The 15,265-nt window shown below is 64.0% G+C and carries 15 protein-coding genes; 5 read left to right on the forward strand and 10 right to left on the reverse strand.

What is annotated here, in order from left to right:
* On the reverse strand, positions 1-823 hold an 823-nt coding region (locus tag APH44_RS24545), incomplete at its 3' end, for a S1 RNA-binding domain-containing protein (protein WP_054895012.1).
* Between the two features lie 124 nt (positions 824-947).
* Here APH44_RS24545 and APH44_RS24550 point away from each other — a divergent pair.
* On the forward strand, positions 948-1,808 hold the full coding sequence (locus APH44_RS24550; protein ID WP_054895013.1) for a DUF6279 family lipoprotein: 861 nt from the start codon (positions 948-950) through the stop codon (positions 1,806-1,808).
* A gap of 65 nt (positions 1,809-1,873) precedes the next feature.
* Here the strand turns inward: APH44_RS24550 and aceK are convergent, their stop codons facing one another.
* Positions 1,874-3,589: a bifunctional isocitrate dehydrogenase kinase/phosphatase gene (gene aceK, locus APH44_RS24555; protein ID WP_054895014.1), complete on the reverse strand. Its 1,716-nt coding sequence runs from the start codon at positions 3,587-3,589 to the stop codon at positions 1,874-1,876.
* A gap of 151 nt (positions 3,590-3,740) precedes the next feature.
* Here aceK and APH44_RS24560 point away from each other — a divergent pair, with 151 nt between their 5' ends.
* Positions 3,741-4,616 (forward strand): DMT family transporter, encoded by an 876-nt coding sequence (locus tag APH44_RS24560; protein ID WP_054895015.1) that lies wholly within the window; start codon positions 3,741-3,743, stop codon positions 4,614-4,616.
* A 23-nt stretch (positions 4,617-4,639) separates the two neighbouring features.
* Here APH44_RS24560 and APH44_RS24565 read toward each other — a convergent pair whose 3' ends face one another.
* From APH44_RS24565 to cysK, 4 genes are all read right to left on the reverse strand, one after another.
* Positions 4,640-5,521, reverse strand: coding sequence for a DMT family transporter (locus APH44_RS24565; RefSeq protein WP_054895016.1), 882 nt, complete (start codon positions 5,519-5,521; stop codon positions 4,640-4,642).
* Between the two features lie 113 nt (positions 5,522-5,634).
* Positions 5,635-5,796 (reverse strand): hypothetical protein, encoded by a 162-nt coding sequence (locus tag APH44_RS30150; protein ID WP_172964784.1) that lies wholly within the window; start codon positions 5,794-5,796, stop codon positions 5,635-5,637.
* A gap of 120 nt (positions 5,797-5,916) precedes the next feature.
* A complete protein-coding gene (locus tag APH44_RS24570) occupies positions 5,917-6,852 on the reverse strand; it encodes an aspartyl/asparaginyl beta-hydroxylase domain-containing protein (RefSeq protein ID WP_054895017.1) in 936 nt (311 codons plus the stop codon).
* A gap of 164 nt (positions 6,853-7,016) precedes the next feature.
* Complete coding sequence (cysK, locus tag APH44_RS24575; protein ID WP_054895018.1) at positions 7,017-7,991, reverse strand: cysteine synthase A; 975 nt, start codon at positions 7,989-7,991, stop codon at positions 7,017-7,019.
* A 135-nt stretch (positions 7,992-8,126) separates the two neighbouring features.
* Here cysK and APH44_RS24580 point away from each other — a divergent pair, with 135 nt between their 5' ends.
* From APH44_RS24580 to APH44_RS24590, 3 genes are all read left to right on the forward strand, one after another.
* Positions 8,127-9,200 (forward strand): DUF748 domain-containing protein, encoded by a 1,074-nt coding sequence (locus tag APH44_RS24580; RefSeq protein WP_054895019.1) that lies wholly within the window; start codon positions 8,127-8,129, stop codon positions 9,198-9,200.
* Between the two features lie 210 nt (positions 9,201-9,410).
* Positions 9,411-10,256 carry a MoxR family ATPase gene (locus APH44_RS24585; protein WP_054895020.1) on the forward strand — a complete coding sequence of 282 codons (846 nt, stop codon included), beginning with the start codon at positions 9,411-9,413 and terminating at the stop codon, positions 10,254-10,256.
* Positions 10,257-10,266: 10 nt separating this feature from the next.
* Positions 10,267-11,445, forward strand: a complete 1,179-nt coding sequence (locus APH44_RS24590; protein ID WP_054895021.1) for a VWA domain-containing protein — start codon at positions 10,267-10,269, stop codon at positions 11,443-11,445.
* Between the two features lie 105 nt (positions 11,446-11,550).
* Here APH44_RS24590 and APH44_RS24595 read toward each other — a convergent pair whose 3' ends face one another.
* Genes APH44_RS24595 through APH44_RS24610 form a run of 4 tightly spaced genes read right to left on the reverse strand, consistent with a single transcriptional unit; the run spans position 11,551 to position 15,243 of the window.
* Positions 11,551-12,468, reverse strand: a complete 918-nt coding sequence (locus tag APH44_RS24595) for a biotin-dependent carboxyltransferase family protein (RefSeq protein WP_054895022.1) — start codon at positions 12,466-12,468, stop codon at positions 11,551-11,553.
* Positions 12,465-13,160 (reverse strand): 5-oxoprolinase subunit PxpB, encoded by a 696-nt coding sequence (gene pxpB, locus APH44_RS24600; RefSeq protein WP_054895023.1) that lies wholly within the window; start codon positions 13,158-13,160, stop codon positions 12,465-12,467. The genes APH44_RS24595 and pxpB overlap by 4 nt, the downstream gene beginning before the upstream one ends.
* Positions 13,161-13,170: 10 nt before the next feature.
* Positions 13,171-13,947 carry a 5-oxoprolinase subunit PxpA gene (locus tag APH44_RS24605; RefSeq protein ID WP_054895024.1) on the reverse strand — a complete coding sequence of 259 codons (777 nt, stop codon included), beginning with the start codon at positions 13,945-13,947 and terminating at the stop codon, positions 13,171-13,173.
* 9 nt (positions 13,948-13,956) lie between these two features.
* Positions 13,957-15,243: an MFS transporter gene (locus APH44_RS24610; protein WP_054895025.1), complete on the reverse strand. Its 1,287-nt coding sequence runs from the start codon at positions 15,241-15,243 to the stop codon at positions 13,957-13,959.
* Between the last annotated feature and the right edge of the window lie 22 nt (positions 15,244-15,265).

Raw genomic sequence — 15,265 nt, forward strand, 5'->3', positions numbered from 1 at the left:
TACGATCGTCATGGATGACGATCAGCCCTTGCTTGAACAGCCCGCCGATGGCCTTCTTGAAATTGCCCTTGCTGACGTTGAACAGCTTGGCGATCACTTCCGGGGCGCTCTTGTCGCACACCGGCAGCACGCCTCCGGCTTCGTCCAGGCGCTTGAGGATCTGCTCCTGCAGGCTGTCGGCCAAGGCCGCGCCCACCGGCTGCAGACTCAGGGCGATCTTGCCGTCGTGGCGCACTTCCTTGATGAAGCCCTTCTCGTGCATGCCCGAGCGCAGGAACTTGAACACCTCGTTCTTGTGGATCAGGCCCCAGTGGCGGTTGTTGATGATCGCCTTGAAGCCCATCGGCGTCTCGCCCGCCACCAGCAGCTCGACCGGCTGGCCCGCCTTGTAGTCGGCCGGCGTACGGTCGAGGTAGCGGTCCAGGCGCGCGGTGGCGGTGATGCGCCGGGTGCGCTTGTCGAGGTAGGCGTGCACCACGCAGTAATCGCCGATCTTCAACTGCTGCGCCTCTTCCGAGTAGGGCATCAGCAAGTCCTTGGACAGGCCCCAGTCGAGGAAGATGCCGGCACCGTTGATGTCCTTGACCTTGAGACTGGCGAACTCACCGACCTGCACCTTGGGTTTCTCGGTGGTGGCGATCAGCTGGTCTTCGCTGTCGAGGTAGATGAACACGTTCAGCCAGTCGTCGAGCTCAAGCTCGGCGTCCTTGGGGAAGTAGCGCCTGGGCAGGAGGATCTCGCCGTCGGCGCCGCCGTCCAGGTAAAGACCGAACTCCACGTGTTTCACGATTTGCAAACTGTTGTAACGCCCAAGCAGAGCCATTTCCGATGTTCCTCAAGACAAGGCGGCTATTCTACACCTGAAGCTGCCCGGCTGCCCGATCCGTGGGAACCGCCGAGCGCGGCGCGCATCTATTGCCTGGCAAGCAACCTGCAAGGATTCGCTCATGCCTGTCCGTCTGCCCAGAGCCCTGCTGCTCATTCTCGCGTTTGCCTTCACGCTCGCGGCCTGCAGCCGTATCGACCTCGCCTATCGCAACCTCGACCGGCTGGTGCCCTGGTCGCTGGGCGACTACCTGGACATGAATCGCCAGCAGAAGGCCCTGCTCGACGAACGGCTCAAGGGCCACCTGGCCTGGCACTGCAAGACACAACTGCCCGGCTACCTCGACTGGCTCGACAAGGTGCGCCTGATGGTCGCCAACCAGGGCGTGACCGACCAGGCCCTGCAGCAGCGCACTGCCGAGGCGCGCCAGGCCATCGGCCGGGTCGCTGAAGAGATCACCCCCTCCGCCGCCGAACTGCTGCGCGGCATGAGCGACGCGCAGGTCGGTGAAATGCGCAAGGCATTCAGCGACGACATTGCCGAGCGGCAGAAGGAATACGTCGACACCCCGCTACCCAAACAGATCCAGGCCCGTGCCACGCGCATGGAGAAACGCCTGACGCCGTGGCTGGGCGAGCTCAATGCCCGCCAGCGCCTGCGGGTGATGACCTGGTCCCAGGCCCTCGGCGATCAGAACAGCGAATGGATCGCCAATCGCCAGGCCTGGCAGCAACAGTTGCTGCTGGCCATGGAACAACGCCATTCGCCAGCGTTCGAGCCCCGTCTGGCGCAGTTGCTGCAGCGCAAGGAGAGCCTGTGGTCACCGGCCTACCGCATGGCCTTCGAGAACACCGAGCTGCAGGCCCGCAGCCTGCTGGTCGACCTGATGCAGCAGAGCAGCCCGGCGCAGCGGCAGTTTCTGCTGGACCGGCTGGCCAAGGTACGTCGTGACTTCAGTGAGCTGAAGTGCCTCAAGGGGTGAGGATCGGGGTGGCCTTTTCGCGGGCAAGCCCGCGAAAAGGCCACCATCGACTCAACTGACACCCCTCACCTGCCCCTGCGCCGATAGGGAAACACATCGATCACCTTCCCTTCCCGTATCGCCCCCTGCAATCCCTGCCAGTAGTCCGCGTCATACAACTCCCCATGCAGCCGACTGAACAACCGCCGCTGGCCGATATCGGCGAACAGGAACGGCGGAAACTCCTCGGGAAACACATCGTGCGGCCCGATCGAATACCACGGCTCGCCAGACATCTCATCCTCCGGGTAGCGCGGCGGCGGGATATGGCGAAAATTCACTTCGGTGAGATAGCTGATCTCGTCGTAGTCATAGAACACCACCCGCCCATGCCGGGTAACGCCGAAGTTCTTCAGCAGCATGTCGCCGGGAAAGATGTTCGCCGCCGCCAGTTGCTTGATCGCCAGCCCGTAGTCCTCCAAGGCTTCGAGCACCTGGGCCTCGCTGGCCTGCTCCAGGTACAGGTTCAACGGCGTCATGCGCCGTTCGGTCCAGCAGTGGCGGATCAGCACGCTGTCACCCTCCACGACCACCGTCGAGGGCGCGACCTCCAGCAGCTCGGCCAGGCAATCGGCTTCGAACTTGGCCACCGGGAAGCGAAAATCGGCGAACTCCTGGGTATCGGCCATGCGCCCCACGCGGTCGACACCTTTCACCAGACGGTATTTTTCGATCACCGTCGCTCGGTCGACGGTCTTGGAGGGTGAAAAGCGATCCTTGATGATCTTGAACACGGTATTGAAGCCCGGCAGGGTGAACACGCTCATCACCATGCCGCGCACGCCGGGTGCCATGACGAAACGGTCGTCGGTACTGGCCAGGTGATTGATCAACGCGCGGTAGAACTCCGACTTGCCATGCTTGTAGAAGCCGATCGAGGTATACAACTCGGCAACGTGCTTGCCCGGCAGGATGCGCTTGAGAAAGTTGACGAACTCCGCCGGCACCGGCACATCGACCATGAAGTACGAGCGGGTGAACGAGAAGATGATCGACACCTCGGCCTCATCGGTGATCAGCGCGTCGACCTCGATGCCATGGCCCTCGCGATGCAGTAGCGGGATCACCAGCGGCCACTGCTCGTCACGGGTGTACAGACGCCCGACCAGATAGGCGCCCTTGTTGCGGTACAGCACCGAGGAAAACAGCTCCACGGCCAGCGCCGGGTCCTTGCATACCCAGTCGGGCAGGCATTCACGCAGTCGCTCCTCAAGGCGCGCCAGGTCGGCGTCGAGGTCGCCATAGGGCACCTCGAAAGCCTGGTCGGCAAGGATCCCCCGCAACAGACCACCCAGGCCGTCGCGCAAGTGGTAGGTGCGGGTCTGTGCCGCGCGCTCGTGGCTGCGCATGGCCGGGCGGGTGGTGTGGATGAACATGCAGCCGTCGCTGATCAGGTCGTGGCTGAACAGGCTGCAGAACAGCGAGTTGTACCAGGTCTCGGCCAGCTCATCGTCCAGGCGCGGGTCGATCAGGCGGATGTAGGCGCTCTTGACCAGCGGCCAGTGCTCCACGTCCAGCAGCAGCGAGGCGTCGAAACCTTCGCGCAGCCAGCCGTTGACCTCGGCGACCTTCTCCTCGTACAGGTTGATCCGCGCAGCAGCGGCCTGCTGGATCGCCTGCCATTGCGCCTGTTCGAAACGCTCGCGGGCGCCCAGGGTGATGCGGCGAAAGTGTTCTCGGTAGTTGTCGAAGCCATCGAGGATCATCCGGGCGATGGCTGCGGCGGGCCAGGGCTGGGGCATGGTGAGAGGCTCGGTGGGTGGCGGAATGAAAAGAGCTTAGTCGGGTGTCGGTCTTTTCGCGGGCCAACCCAATTGCCAAAGCAAGAAAGCACAAGAAACGCCCCGACACCTGACGTACACTCGCGCCCCTGCCCAGAACCCGGAGATACCCGTGAGCCCCATCGCCCTCGCCCGCCTGCTGACCCTTGCTGCCGTCTGGGGTGCGAGCTTCCTGTTCATGCGCATCATCGCCCCTGAACTGGGTACGGTACCGACCGCCTTCTTTCGCGTCTCCATCGCCTGCCTCGGCCTGATCGGCATCCTCGCCGCAGCCAGGGTGCGCTGGGACTTCCAGGGCAAGCTCGGCGCCTGCCTGGTGCTGGGCATGATCAACTCGGGCATTCCGGCGACCTTCTATTCGGTCGCCGCGCAGGTACTGCCAGCGGGGTATTCGGCAATCTTCAACGCCACCACACCCCTGATGGGCGTGCTGATCGGCGCGTTGTTCTTCCGCGAAAGCATGACCCTGCCCAAACTGTGCGGGATCTTCCTTGGCCTGTTCGGCGTCGGCATCCTCAGCGGTGCAGGCCCGGTGGCGCTGGACATGGCCCTGGTGCAAGGCGCCCTGGCGTGCCTTGCGGCGACCACCTGCTATGGCTTCGCCGGCTTTCTCGCCCGCCGCTGGATCGGCGGCCTGGACAGCCGCCTGTCGGCCCTGGGCAGCATGCTGGGAGCGACCTTGCTGCTCAGCCCGCTGTTTGCCTGGAGCGCACTGACCCAACCACCCGCCAGCTGGGGTGGTTGGTCGGTGTGGCTGTCGTTGCTGGGCCTGGGGCTGGTGTGCACGGCCTTCGCCTACATCCTGTACTTCCGCCTGCTCAACGAGATCGGACCCGTCAAGGCCAGTACCGTGACCTTCCTGATTCCGGTGTTCGGGGTGCTGTGGGGGGCGTGGTTGCTGGATGAGCCGCTGTCGATGGCGCACCTGTATGGCGGGATCCTGATTGCCGCAGCACTGTGGTTGGTGCTGCGGCCGGCGCGTGCCTGAAACCGTACCGCCGCAGGCGGTATTCAGGCCTCGGCCATCTTCACCCCAGGCTTGCGGAACACGAACAGCAACCCCACCACGATCAGCCCCATCCCCAGCAGGCTCAGCGGCGCCAGGCGGTTACCGAAGATGAGGAAATCCATCACTGCGGTCACCGCTGGCACCAGGTAGAACAGGCTGGTGACATTGACCAGGTTGCCTCGGGCGATCAACCGGTAGAGCAGCAGCGTCGCCAGCAACGACACCACCAATCCCATCCACAGCAGGGCGCCTACGAAGCTGGCGCTCCATTCGACATGCAGCGGCTGGAACGGCGCAAACACCGCACACAGGGCAAACCCCGCCAGGTATTGCAGCGGCAAGGTTCCCATCGGGTTGTCGGTGATGCGCTTCTGCAGGATCGAGCCGAACGTCATGCTGGTCAGCGCCAGCAGGGCAAACAGCATTCCGGCCAGGGAAACCCCACCCAGGTTGATGCCTTGGTAGACCACCATCACCAACCCGCCAAGCCCCAGACCCAGGCCAAACAAACGGCTCCATGAACGCTGGCGCTCCATCAGCACCACGGTGAGGATCGGTTGCACCCCCATGACCGTGGCCATGACACCAGGGGTGACGTGGGTGTTGAGCGCCAGCAGGTAAAAGATCTGGTATGCACCGAGCAGCACGCACCCGGTCCCCAGGGCGCGCAGGATACCGCCGCGACTGCGCGGCCAGCGCAACCTCAGCAAGGGGCCGATCAGCAATAGCCCTGCCAGGGCCAATGCCGAGCGCAGCAGCAGGAAGGCGAAGGGGCTGGCCTGGGCCAGGCCGAGCTTGGAGACGATCGCCCCGCTGCTCCACAGCAGGACGAACAGGCTGGTGGTGGCCGCCGAGGCCACGGATGCTTTCGAAAGGACAGACATGTATTGCCACCTGAATATTGGGCAAGAGCCAAACGGTGGGCGCGCTTCAGCGAGGAAAGAGGCCGACCGTGTTCAGTAGGTTGCGAGTGCGCTTGGGCCGGCGAGAACGCCGATCAGCCCAGCACGACCACGCAGCGGGGCGCAGATACGCCGCCGACGACGCCACTGACAGGTGGTGGGTAGTGACTGATCATGGCCGGCTGCTGGCTGCCACGCACGACAACGCCCGCGACAGGCGCGAGAACGAAGGCAGTGGTGGAAGGTCTGGCTGGCATGAACAAGTCTTCGGGGAAGATGAATGTTTCGGAATATATCCGTGAATGCGGGGCTGGGCAACACCCTAGGTGATCGGGCGGCCTTTTTCGCGGAAAGCCCGCGAAGAAGGCCGCGGCGAATCAGAACAACCAGCGATACAGCAGATAGGCCACCACCACCGCCAGCACCGGCCGCAGGATGCGGTAGGCCTTGGGGTTGGAGCGCTTGAACTGCTTCACATGGGTGCTGATGCGGTTGCTGAAGCGCTTGCTCCAGGCGTAGGCCTGGTTGATCCCACCCACCCGCTCGTCGTCGGTGTTCTGCGGCGCGGTGGCGCGGCCAAGGAACGCGCTGACCTTGCGGTTGATGCGGGTCATCAGCGGGCTGTTGAGCGGACGCTCGACGTCGCAGAACAGGATCACCCGCGTCACGTCAGTTTCGTTCTTCACCCAGTGCACATAGGTTTCATCGAACATCACATCTTCGCCGTCACGCCAGGCATAGACCTGGCCGTCGACGTAGATGCGGCAGTCGTCGGAGTTGGGCGTGGACAAGCCCAGGTGATAGCGCAGGGAGCCGGCAAATGGATCGCGGTGCGGGTTCAGGTGGCTACCGCCAGGCAACAGGGCGAACATTGCACCCTTGACGTTGGGGATGCTGCTGACCAGCTCGACGGTACGCGGGCACAGTGCCTCGGCCGACGGCAGTGGCTTGTCGTACCATTTCAGGTAGAACCGTTTCCAGCCCTTCTTGAAGAACGAACCGAAGCCGGCGTCGTTGTCTTTTTCGGCTGCGCGGATATACCCCTCGTCGAACAGGCGCATCGCCTCTTCGCGGATCTCCTGCCAGTTATTCTTGAGCACATCCAGCTCGGGGAAGCGCTGACGATCCAGGTAAGGTTTGGAAGGCACACCGGAGAACAGGTACATCAGGCTGTTGTAGGGAGCGAACAGCGCCGAATGGTTGACGAACTGGCGCAGTACCGGCAGGCGTGCCTTGCCGCGCAGGTGCACGAACAGCACACTGCCGAAGAACACCAGCAGGACACCCGCCTTGGCGACGAAGGAAAAGGTCATGCAACACTCCTTGAGGGGAAATCAGGCCATCCCCAGATAGCCGGACATGATAAACCCATCGAAGGCCGCTGCAAGTCACAAGCGGCAAGCGCGAGGATGAAGATCAAGGTCGCTTGACCCGGATCAGCACTCCTCGGCTTGCTGACTGCGCTGTGGACCTGGCGTTACTGCTGGTTTTCCTGCTCGCTGAACATGTCGCTGAACAACATGCTCGACAAGTAACGCTCGCCCGAATCCGGCAGGATCACCACGATGGTCTTGCCCTGCATCTCCGGCTTTTCTGCCAGGCGCACTGCCGCCGCCATCGCCGCGCCGCAGGAAATGCCGCACAGGATCCCCTCCTCCTGCATCAGGCGGATGGCCATGGCCTTGGACTCTTCATCGGTGACTTGCTCGACTTGGTCGACGAGCGACAGGTCGAGGTTCTTCGGCACGAAGCCTGCGCCGATGCCCTGGATCTTGTGCGGGCTGGGCTTGAGTTCCTCGCCGGCCAGGGTCTGGCTGATCAGCGGCGAAGCCACCGGCTCCACGGCCACCGACAGCACCGGCTTGCCCTGGGTGTGCTTGATGTAGCGCGACACGCCGGTAATGGTGCCGCCGGTGCCGACACCTGCGACCAGCACGTCAACGGCGCCGTCGGTGTCGTTCCAGATTTCGGGCCCGGTGGTCTTCTCGTGAATTGCGGGGTTGGCGGGGTTTTCGAACTGCCCTGGCTGGAAATACAACGCAGGATCGGATGCGACGATCTCGTTGGCTTTTTCGATCGCCCCTTTCATGCCCTTGGCAGGGTCGGTCAGCACCAACTCGGCGCCCAGCGCCTTGAGCACCTTGCGCCGCTCCAGGCTCATGGAGGCCGGCATGGTCAGCATCAGCTTGTAGCCGCGCGCCGCAGCGACGAAGGCAAGGCCGATGCCGGTGTTGCCCGAGGTGGGCTCGACAATGGTCATGCCCGGCTTGAGCTTGCCGCTGCCTTCGGCGTCCCAGACCATGTTCGCGCCGATCCGGCACTTCACCGAATACCCTGGGTTGCGCCCTTCGATCTTGGCCAGGATGGTCACCCCGCGCGGGGCGATGCGGTTGATCTGCACCAGCGGCGTGTTGCCGATGGAGTGGGCGTTGTCGGCGTAGATACGGCTCATGGCAGGGGTCCTTGAATCGTTGGAAACAGGCGGGAAAGCCTCAAGGGTAAGCCTGCCCCGGCAACCCGTAAAGTCCGTTCGAACCAAGCCCGGCGCCTGGCGGTCAACCGCACAACCTGCCCTGGAGAGCTTGCGATGAAAGCCCGTTATCGCTGGCCGCTGATCGGCCTGGCCGGCCTGATCGTGCTGCTGGTGGCCCTGCACCTGGCCCTGCCCTACCTGGTACGCGACTACCTCAACGAAAAGCTCGCCGACATGGGCGACTACCGCGGCGAAGTCGCCGACGTCGACCTCGCCTGGTGGCGCGGCGCCTACCAGATCAACGGGCTGAAGATCGTCAAGACCACCGGCAAAGTGCCCGTGCCGCTGCTCGATGCGCCGCTGATCGACCTGTCAGTCAGTTGGCATTCGCTGTGGTACGACCAGGCCGTGGTCGCCGAGGTAGCCTTCGTGCGGCCCGAGCTCAACTTCGTCGATGGCGGCAGCAAACAGAACTCGCAGACCGGCCAGGGCACCGACTGGCGCCAGCAACTGGAGAAACTGCTGCCGATTACGCTCAACGAAGTGCGCATCGAAAACGGCACCCTGACCTTTCGCAACTTCAACTCCAAGCCGCCTGTGGACCTCAAGGCCACACAGCTCCAGGCCAGCATCCGCAACCTGACCAACGTGCGCGACGAAAAAGGCCGACGCGACGCCAGCTTCGAGGCCGACGCGCTGATTGCCGGCGATGCCAAGGTCGAAAGCCGCGCCACCTTCGACCCGTTCAGCGACTTCGATGACTTCGAGTTCCGTCTGCGCGCCACCGGCATCGAACTGCGCCGGCTCAACGACTTCGCCAGTGCCTATGGCAAGTTCGACTTCAATGCCGGGCATGGTGACGTGGTGATCGAGGCCCAGGCCGAGAACGGTAGGCTCAATGGCTATATCAAGCCGTTGCTGCGCGATGTCGATGTGTTCGACTGGCAGCAGGATGTCGAAAACAAGGACAAAGGCTTCTTCCGCTCGATCTGGGAGGCGGTGGTCGGTGCCAGTGAAACGGTGCTGAAGAACCAGCCGAAGAATCAGTTCGCCACCCGCGTCGAACTGAGCGGCAGTGTGCATCAACAGAACATCAGCGCATTCGAAGCGTTCCTGCAGATATTGCGCAATGGTTTCGTCCAGGCATTCAACGCCCGCTACGAGCAGCCGCCGCCCAAGACTGACTGAAACGCGGGTGACGGGCCATTCAGCGACTGAATACCCGGTCTGCGTTTGCAGCGGCCTGGGGCCGCGTTATAGTCGGGGCACATCATAGACATGAGTTCTCGGTGTCGGCCTTTTCGCGGGCAAGCCCGCTCCCACAAGGTACCCTCCCCCTGTGGCAGCGGGCTTGTCCGCGATGAGGCCGCCATCGACACCCCGCAGAGGATCGGCTCCATGAAATTCGAAGGCACCCGCAACTACGTCGCCACCGACGACCTGAAGCTGGCGGTCAACGCGGCCATCACCCTCGAACGCCCGCTGCTGGTCAAGGGCGAGCCAGGCACCGGCAAGACCATGCTGGCCGAGCAATTGGCCGAATCTTTCGGTGCACGCCTGATCACCTGGCACATCAAGTCCACCACCAAGGCCCACCAGGGCCTCTACGAGTACGATGCGGTGAGCCGCCTGCGCGACTCGCAACTGGGCGTGGACAAGGTCCACGACGTGCGCAACTACCTGAAGAAAGGCAAGCTGTGGGAAGCCTTCGAGGCCGATGAGCGCGTCATCCTGCTGATCGACGAGATCGACAAGGCCGACATCGAGTTCCCCAACGACCTGCTGCAGGAACTCGACAAGATGGAGTTCTACGTCTACGAAATCGACGAGACCATCAAGGCGAAACAGCGCCCGATCATCATCATCACCTCCAACAACGAAAAAGAGCTGCCCGACGCCTTCCTGCGCCGCTGCTTCTTCCACTACATCGCCTTCCCTGACCGCGAGACCCTGCAGCGCATCGTCGATGTGCACTACCCGAACATCAAGCAGTCGCTGGTCAGCGAGGCGCTGGACGTATTCTTCGACGTGCGCAAGGTGCCGGGCCTGAAGAAGAAGCCCTCCACTTCCGAGTTGGTCGATTGGCTCAAGCTGCTGATGGCCGACAACATCGGTGAGGCGGTGCTGCGCGAGCGTGATCCGACCAAGGCCATCCCGCCGCTGGCCGGTGCCCTGGTCAAGAACGAACAGGACGTACAACTGCTGGAGCGCCTGGCCTTCATGAGCCGTCGCGGCAACCGCTGAGGGGCTGGCCATGCTGCTCAACCTGTTCAATGAAATGCGCGCGGCCAAGGTGCCGGTGTCGGTGCGCGAACTGCTCGACCTGCTCAACGCCCTGCAACAGCGCGTGGTATTCGCCGACATGGACGAGTTCTACTATCTGGCGCGGGCAATCCTGGTCAAGGACGAGCGCCATTTCGACAAGTTCGACCGCGCCTTCTCGGCCTATTTCAAGGGCCTGGAAAACCTCGACCGCCACCTGGAAGCGCTGATCCCCGAAGAATGGCTGCGCAAGGAGTTCGAACGCTCGCTCAGCGATGAAGAGCGCGCACAGATCCAGTCGCTCGGCGGGCTCGACAAGCTGATCGAGGAATTCAAGAAGCGTCTCGAGGAACAGAAGGAACGCCACGCCGGCGGCAACAAGTGGATCGGCACCGGCGGCACCAGCCCGTTCGGCTCCGGCGGTTTCAACCCCGAAGGCATTCGCGTCGGCGAGGCCGGCAAGCGTCAGGGCAAGGCGGTCAAGGTGTGGGACCAGCGCGAGTACAAGAACCTCGACGACCAGGTCGAGCTGGGCACGCGCAACATCAAGCTGGCCCTGCGCCGCCTGCGCAAGTTCGCCCGCGAAGGCGCCGCCGAGGAGCTCGACATCGACGGCACCATCGACCACACCGCCCGCGATGCCGGGCTGTTGAACATCCAGATGCGTCCGGAACGGCGCAACACGGTCAAGCTGCTGTTGCTGTTCGATATCGGCGGCTCGATGGATGCTCATGTGAAAGTCTGCGAAGAGCTGTTCTCGGCCTGCAAGACCGAGTTCAAGCATCTGGAGTACTACTACTTCCACAACTTCGTCTACGAATCGGTGTGGAAGAACAACCTGCGCCGCACCTCCGAGCGGTTTTCCACCTTCGATCTGCTGCACAAGTACGGCGATGACTACAAAGTGGTGTTCGTCGGCGATGCGGCGATGGCGCCGTACGAGATCACCCAGCCGGGCGGCAGCGTCGAGCACTGGAACGAAGAGGCCGGGTACGTGTGGATGCAGCGCTTCATGGAGAAATTCAGGAAGATCGTCTGGATCAACCCCTACCCCAAGCAGACCTGGAACTACACCGCGTCCACCCAATTGGTGCGCGAGCTGGTCGAGGACCGGATGTTCCCGCTGACCTTGCAGGGGTTGGAGGAAGCGATGAGGTATCTGTCCAAGTAGCCTGTACCGACCCTATCGCGGGGCAAGCCCGCAGGCCCCCTGCCGCTCCTGAGAACAGTGGGGAATCTGTGGGCGCGGGCTTGCCCCGCGATAGCGCCCGATAGCTCACGCCCAGCGCTGCAGATACCCCTGCTGCTCCCGCCACGCCGTCTCCTGCACCACCGCCCTGAACCGCACCACCGCCCCTGGCATGCACTGCGCCAGCTGTGCCAGCGCCAGTGGCGTCAAGGCGCCCAGCCGCGGATAGCCGCCGATGGTCTGGCGATCATTGAGCAGCACGATCGGCTGACCATCCGGCGGCACCTGCACCGCCCCCAAGGGAATCCCCTCGGAAATCATCGGCGCACCCTGGTAGACCAGTTGCGGCCCCAGCAGGCGGCTGCCCATGCGATCGGCACGGCTGTCCAGCGTCCAGTCGCTGTTGAAGGCCTCGAACAGGCTGGTGCCGCTGAAGTCGCCGATCTGTGCGCCCATCACCAGGTCCAGTACCGGCTTGGCCGGATATTCCGGGCGCAGGGCTTCGGGCACTTCACGCAAGGCCGGTGCGCCCTCGGCAAAGCGCAGAGCCTGCCCCTTGGCCAGCGCCTCGCCGCGCCCCTCGATGCCCCCCAGCGCTTCACGCGCCACCGTCGAACAACTGCCCAGCACGGCTTCGCCCACAAAACCGCCAGGGGCGGCCAGGTAGGCACGCACACCCTGGCGTGGTTGCCGCAGCGTCAGGCGTTGGCCCTTGTGCAGGGCGAAGCTGCGCCAGGGCGCCAGCGGCTGGTCGTCGACCCTGGCGTCCAGGTCGGCGCCGGCCAGGGCCAGCACACAGTCCTGCTCGGCGAGCAGGCTCAACCCACCCAACGCCACCTCCACCACGGGCGCGTCCAGGGCGTTGCCCAGCAGCCAGTTGGCCCAGTTCATCGCCACCCAGTCCAGCGCCCCGCCCTGGGTCACGCCCAGATGCCGCACACCCAGGCGCCCGGCGTCCTGTAGCTGGCACAGCGCGGTGCTGGCTTCGATTCTCAACTGCCTCATGCCAGCGCCTCCAAAGGACGGTCATCCCCGCCCAATGCCATGAATTCGGTGTGCGACACCGCCACGAAACGTACCCGGTCACCCGGCTGCAGCAAGCTGTAGCCATCACGTTCGCGGTCGAACAGACGCACCGGCGTACGCCCGATCAGGTTCCAGCCACCCGGCGACACCGCAGGATAGGCCGCCGTCTGCCGCTCGGCGATGCCCACGCTACCGGCCGCAACGCGCTTGCGCGGCGTGCTCAGGCGTGGCGTGGCCAGGCGTTCGTCCACCAGCCCCATGAACCCGAACCCCGGTGCAAAACCCAGGGCGAACACCGGGTAGTCACGCGCGCAGTGCAGGCCAATCACCTCGTCTTCGCTCAGGCCGCTGCGCGCAGCCAGCAGCGCCAGCTCCGGGCCGACACTGGCGTGGTACCACACCGGAATCTCGTGACGCCGACCACTGTGGCCTGCATCCGGCTGCAAACCTTCCAGCGCCTGGCCAATTCGCGCGCGCGCCTCCCCTGGCACCAGGTTCGACTGCAGCATCAGGGTGGTGTAGGACGGTACCAGGTCGACCAGGTGCTCACCGAACGCTGCACGCAGGCGCTGGTTGGCGGCGAGGATCCACGGCATGTTGGCCTCGTCGATGGTGTCGAACAGCCGCACCATGAGGCTGTCGATCGCCACCACTTCGATACGTGGCTTCATCGCGACATCCTCATGCCTGCAACGCATCGAGGGCCTGGCGGATCTGCCGCACCGCAGCCACCGAGCTTTCGTTGTCGCCATGCACGCACAAGGTAGCGGCATCGAGGCGCAGCGCGCTGCCGTCGTTGGCCACCAGGGCCTCGCCACGCGCCAGGCGCACCGCCTGCTCGACCACCAGGGCCGGGTCATGGTGCACGGCACCGGGCAGGCGGCGCGACACCAGGTGGCCGCTGGCGGTGTAGGCGCGGTCAGCGAACGCTTCGAACCACAACGGCACCCCGACCTCGTCGCCCAGGGCCTGTGCAGCACTGTCGTCGGCGGTGGCCATCAGCATCAGCGGCAGGCCGGCGTCGTAGGCGGCCACGGCTTCGAGCACCGCACGCAACTTCTGCGGGTCGGCCATCATGTCGTTGTACAGCGCGCCATGCGGCTTGACGTAGGCCACACGACCACCGAGCACCTTGCAGATGCCGTCCAGGGCGCCGACCTGGTAGTGCAGCAGGTCGCGAATCTCGTCGTCGCTGCAGGCCATCGAACGGCGGCCGAAGCCGACCAGGTCCGGGTAGGCCGGGTGCGCGCCGATGGTCACGCCATGCTGCAGCGCCAGGGCCACGGTGCGGCGCATGGTGCCAGGGTCGCCGGCATGGTAGCCGCAGGCGATGTTGGCGCAGTCCACGAAGGGCATGACCTCGGCATCCAGGCCCATGCGCCAGTTGCCGAAACTCTCGCCCATGTCGCAATTGAGAAGCAGGCGGTTCACCTGTCGAACTCCTGTTGTGCTGTTCATAGGTCTACCTTAACGCGCCTTCAGTTCTTTGCCGCGGGTTTCTGGCAGGCTCAGGGCGGCGACGATCACGATGCCATAGGACACCGCAGCGAATGCGCCGATGCCCAGGCCCAAAGGGATCTTCTCGCCGAGCAGGCCGATCAGCAGCGGGAACATCGCCGCCAGCACCTTGCCGACGTTGTAGCAGAAGCCCTGCCCCGAGCCGCGGATGCGCGTGGGGAACAGTTCGGTGAGGAAAGCCCCCATGCCGCTGAAGATGCCAGACGCGAAGAAGCCCAGCGGGAAGCCCAGCCACAACATAACGCCGTCACTGACCGGCACCTGCGTGTACAGCAGGACGATGACGAACGAACCCACCGCGAACAGGATGAAATTCTTGCGACGCCCCAGCAGGTCGCTGAGGTAGGCGCTGATCACATAGCCGATGTAGGAACCGACGATGACCATGGCCAGGTAGCCGCCGGTGCCCAGCACGCTCAGGCCGCGTTCGTTCTTGAGGAAGGTCGGCAGCCACGAGGTGATGGCGTAGTAGCCACCCAGCGCGCCGGTGGTCAGCAACGAAGCGCGGATCGTGGTCCAGAGCATGCCGGAGGCGAAGATTTCGTAGAAGTGCGAAGGCGCTTCGGGCTTTTCTGCACGCTTGGCTTCGCGATAGACCTCCGGGTCCTTGACCATGCGGCGTACGAAGATCACGAAGATCGCCGGCAACAGCCCGAGCAGGAACAGTGCACGCCAGGCCTGTTCGGCCGGCAGCCAGGAGAACAACAGGGCGTAGAGGATCGCGGTCAGGCCCCAGCCGATGGCCCAGCCCGATTGCACCATGCCCACTGCCTTGCCGCGGTCCTGGGCACGGATCACCTCGCCGATCAGCACCGCACCGGCGGTCCACTCGCCACCGAAGCCAAAGCCCATCAGGGTGCGGGCGATCAGCAGCTGTTCGTAGCTCTGGGCGAAGCCGCAGAGGAAGGTGAAGAAGGCGAACCACAGCACGGTCAGTTGCAGGGTACGTACGCGGCCAATGCGGTCGGAGAGGATACCGGCGACCCAGCCGCCGATGGCCGAGGCGATCAGGGTGCTGGTGTGGATCAGGCCGGCCTCGGCGGTGCTGATGCCCCAGATCATGATCAGGGTGGGGATGACGAAGCTGAGCATCTGCGTGTCCATGCCGTCCAGGCCATAGCCGATCTTGCAGCTCCAGAAGGTGCGTCGTTGCTGGGAGTCGATGTCACGGTACCAGGCAAAGGGCCCGCCCGAAGATCGGGCGGGTGCCTGCTGCTGTACGCCGGTGGGGTTCATGGATGCCTCGGCTTGTTGGTAT

It is taken from the genome of Pseudomonas sp. NBRC 111143, assembly GCF_001320965.1.
Taxonomy (GTDB): domain Bacteria; phylum Pseudomonadota; class Gammaproteobacteria; order Pseudomonadales; family Pseudomonadaceae; genus Aquipseudomonas; species Aquipseudomonas machongensis.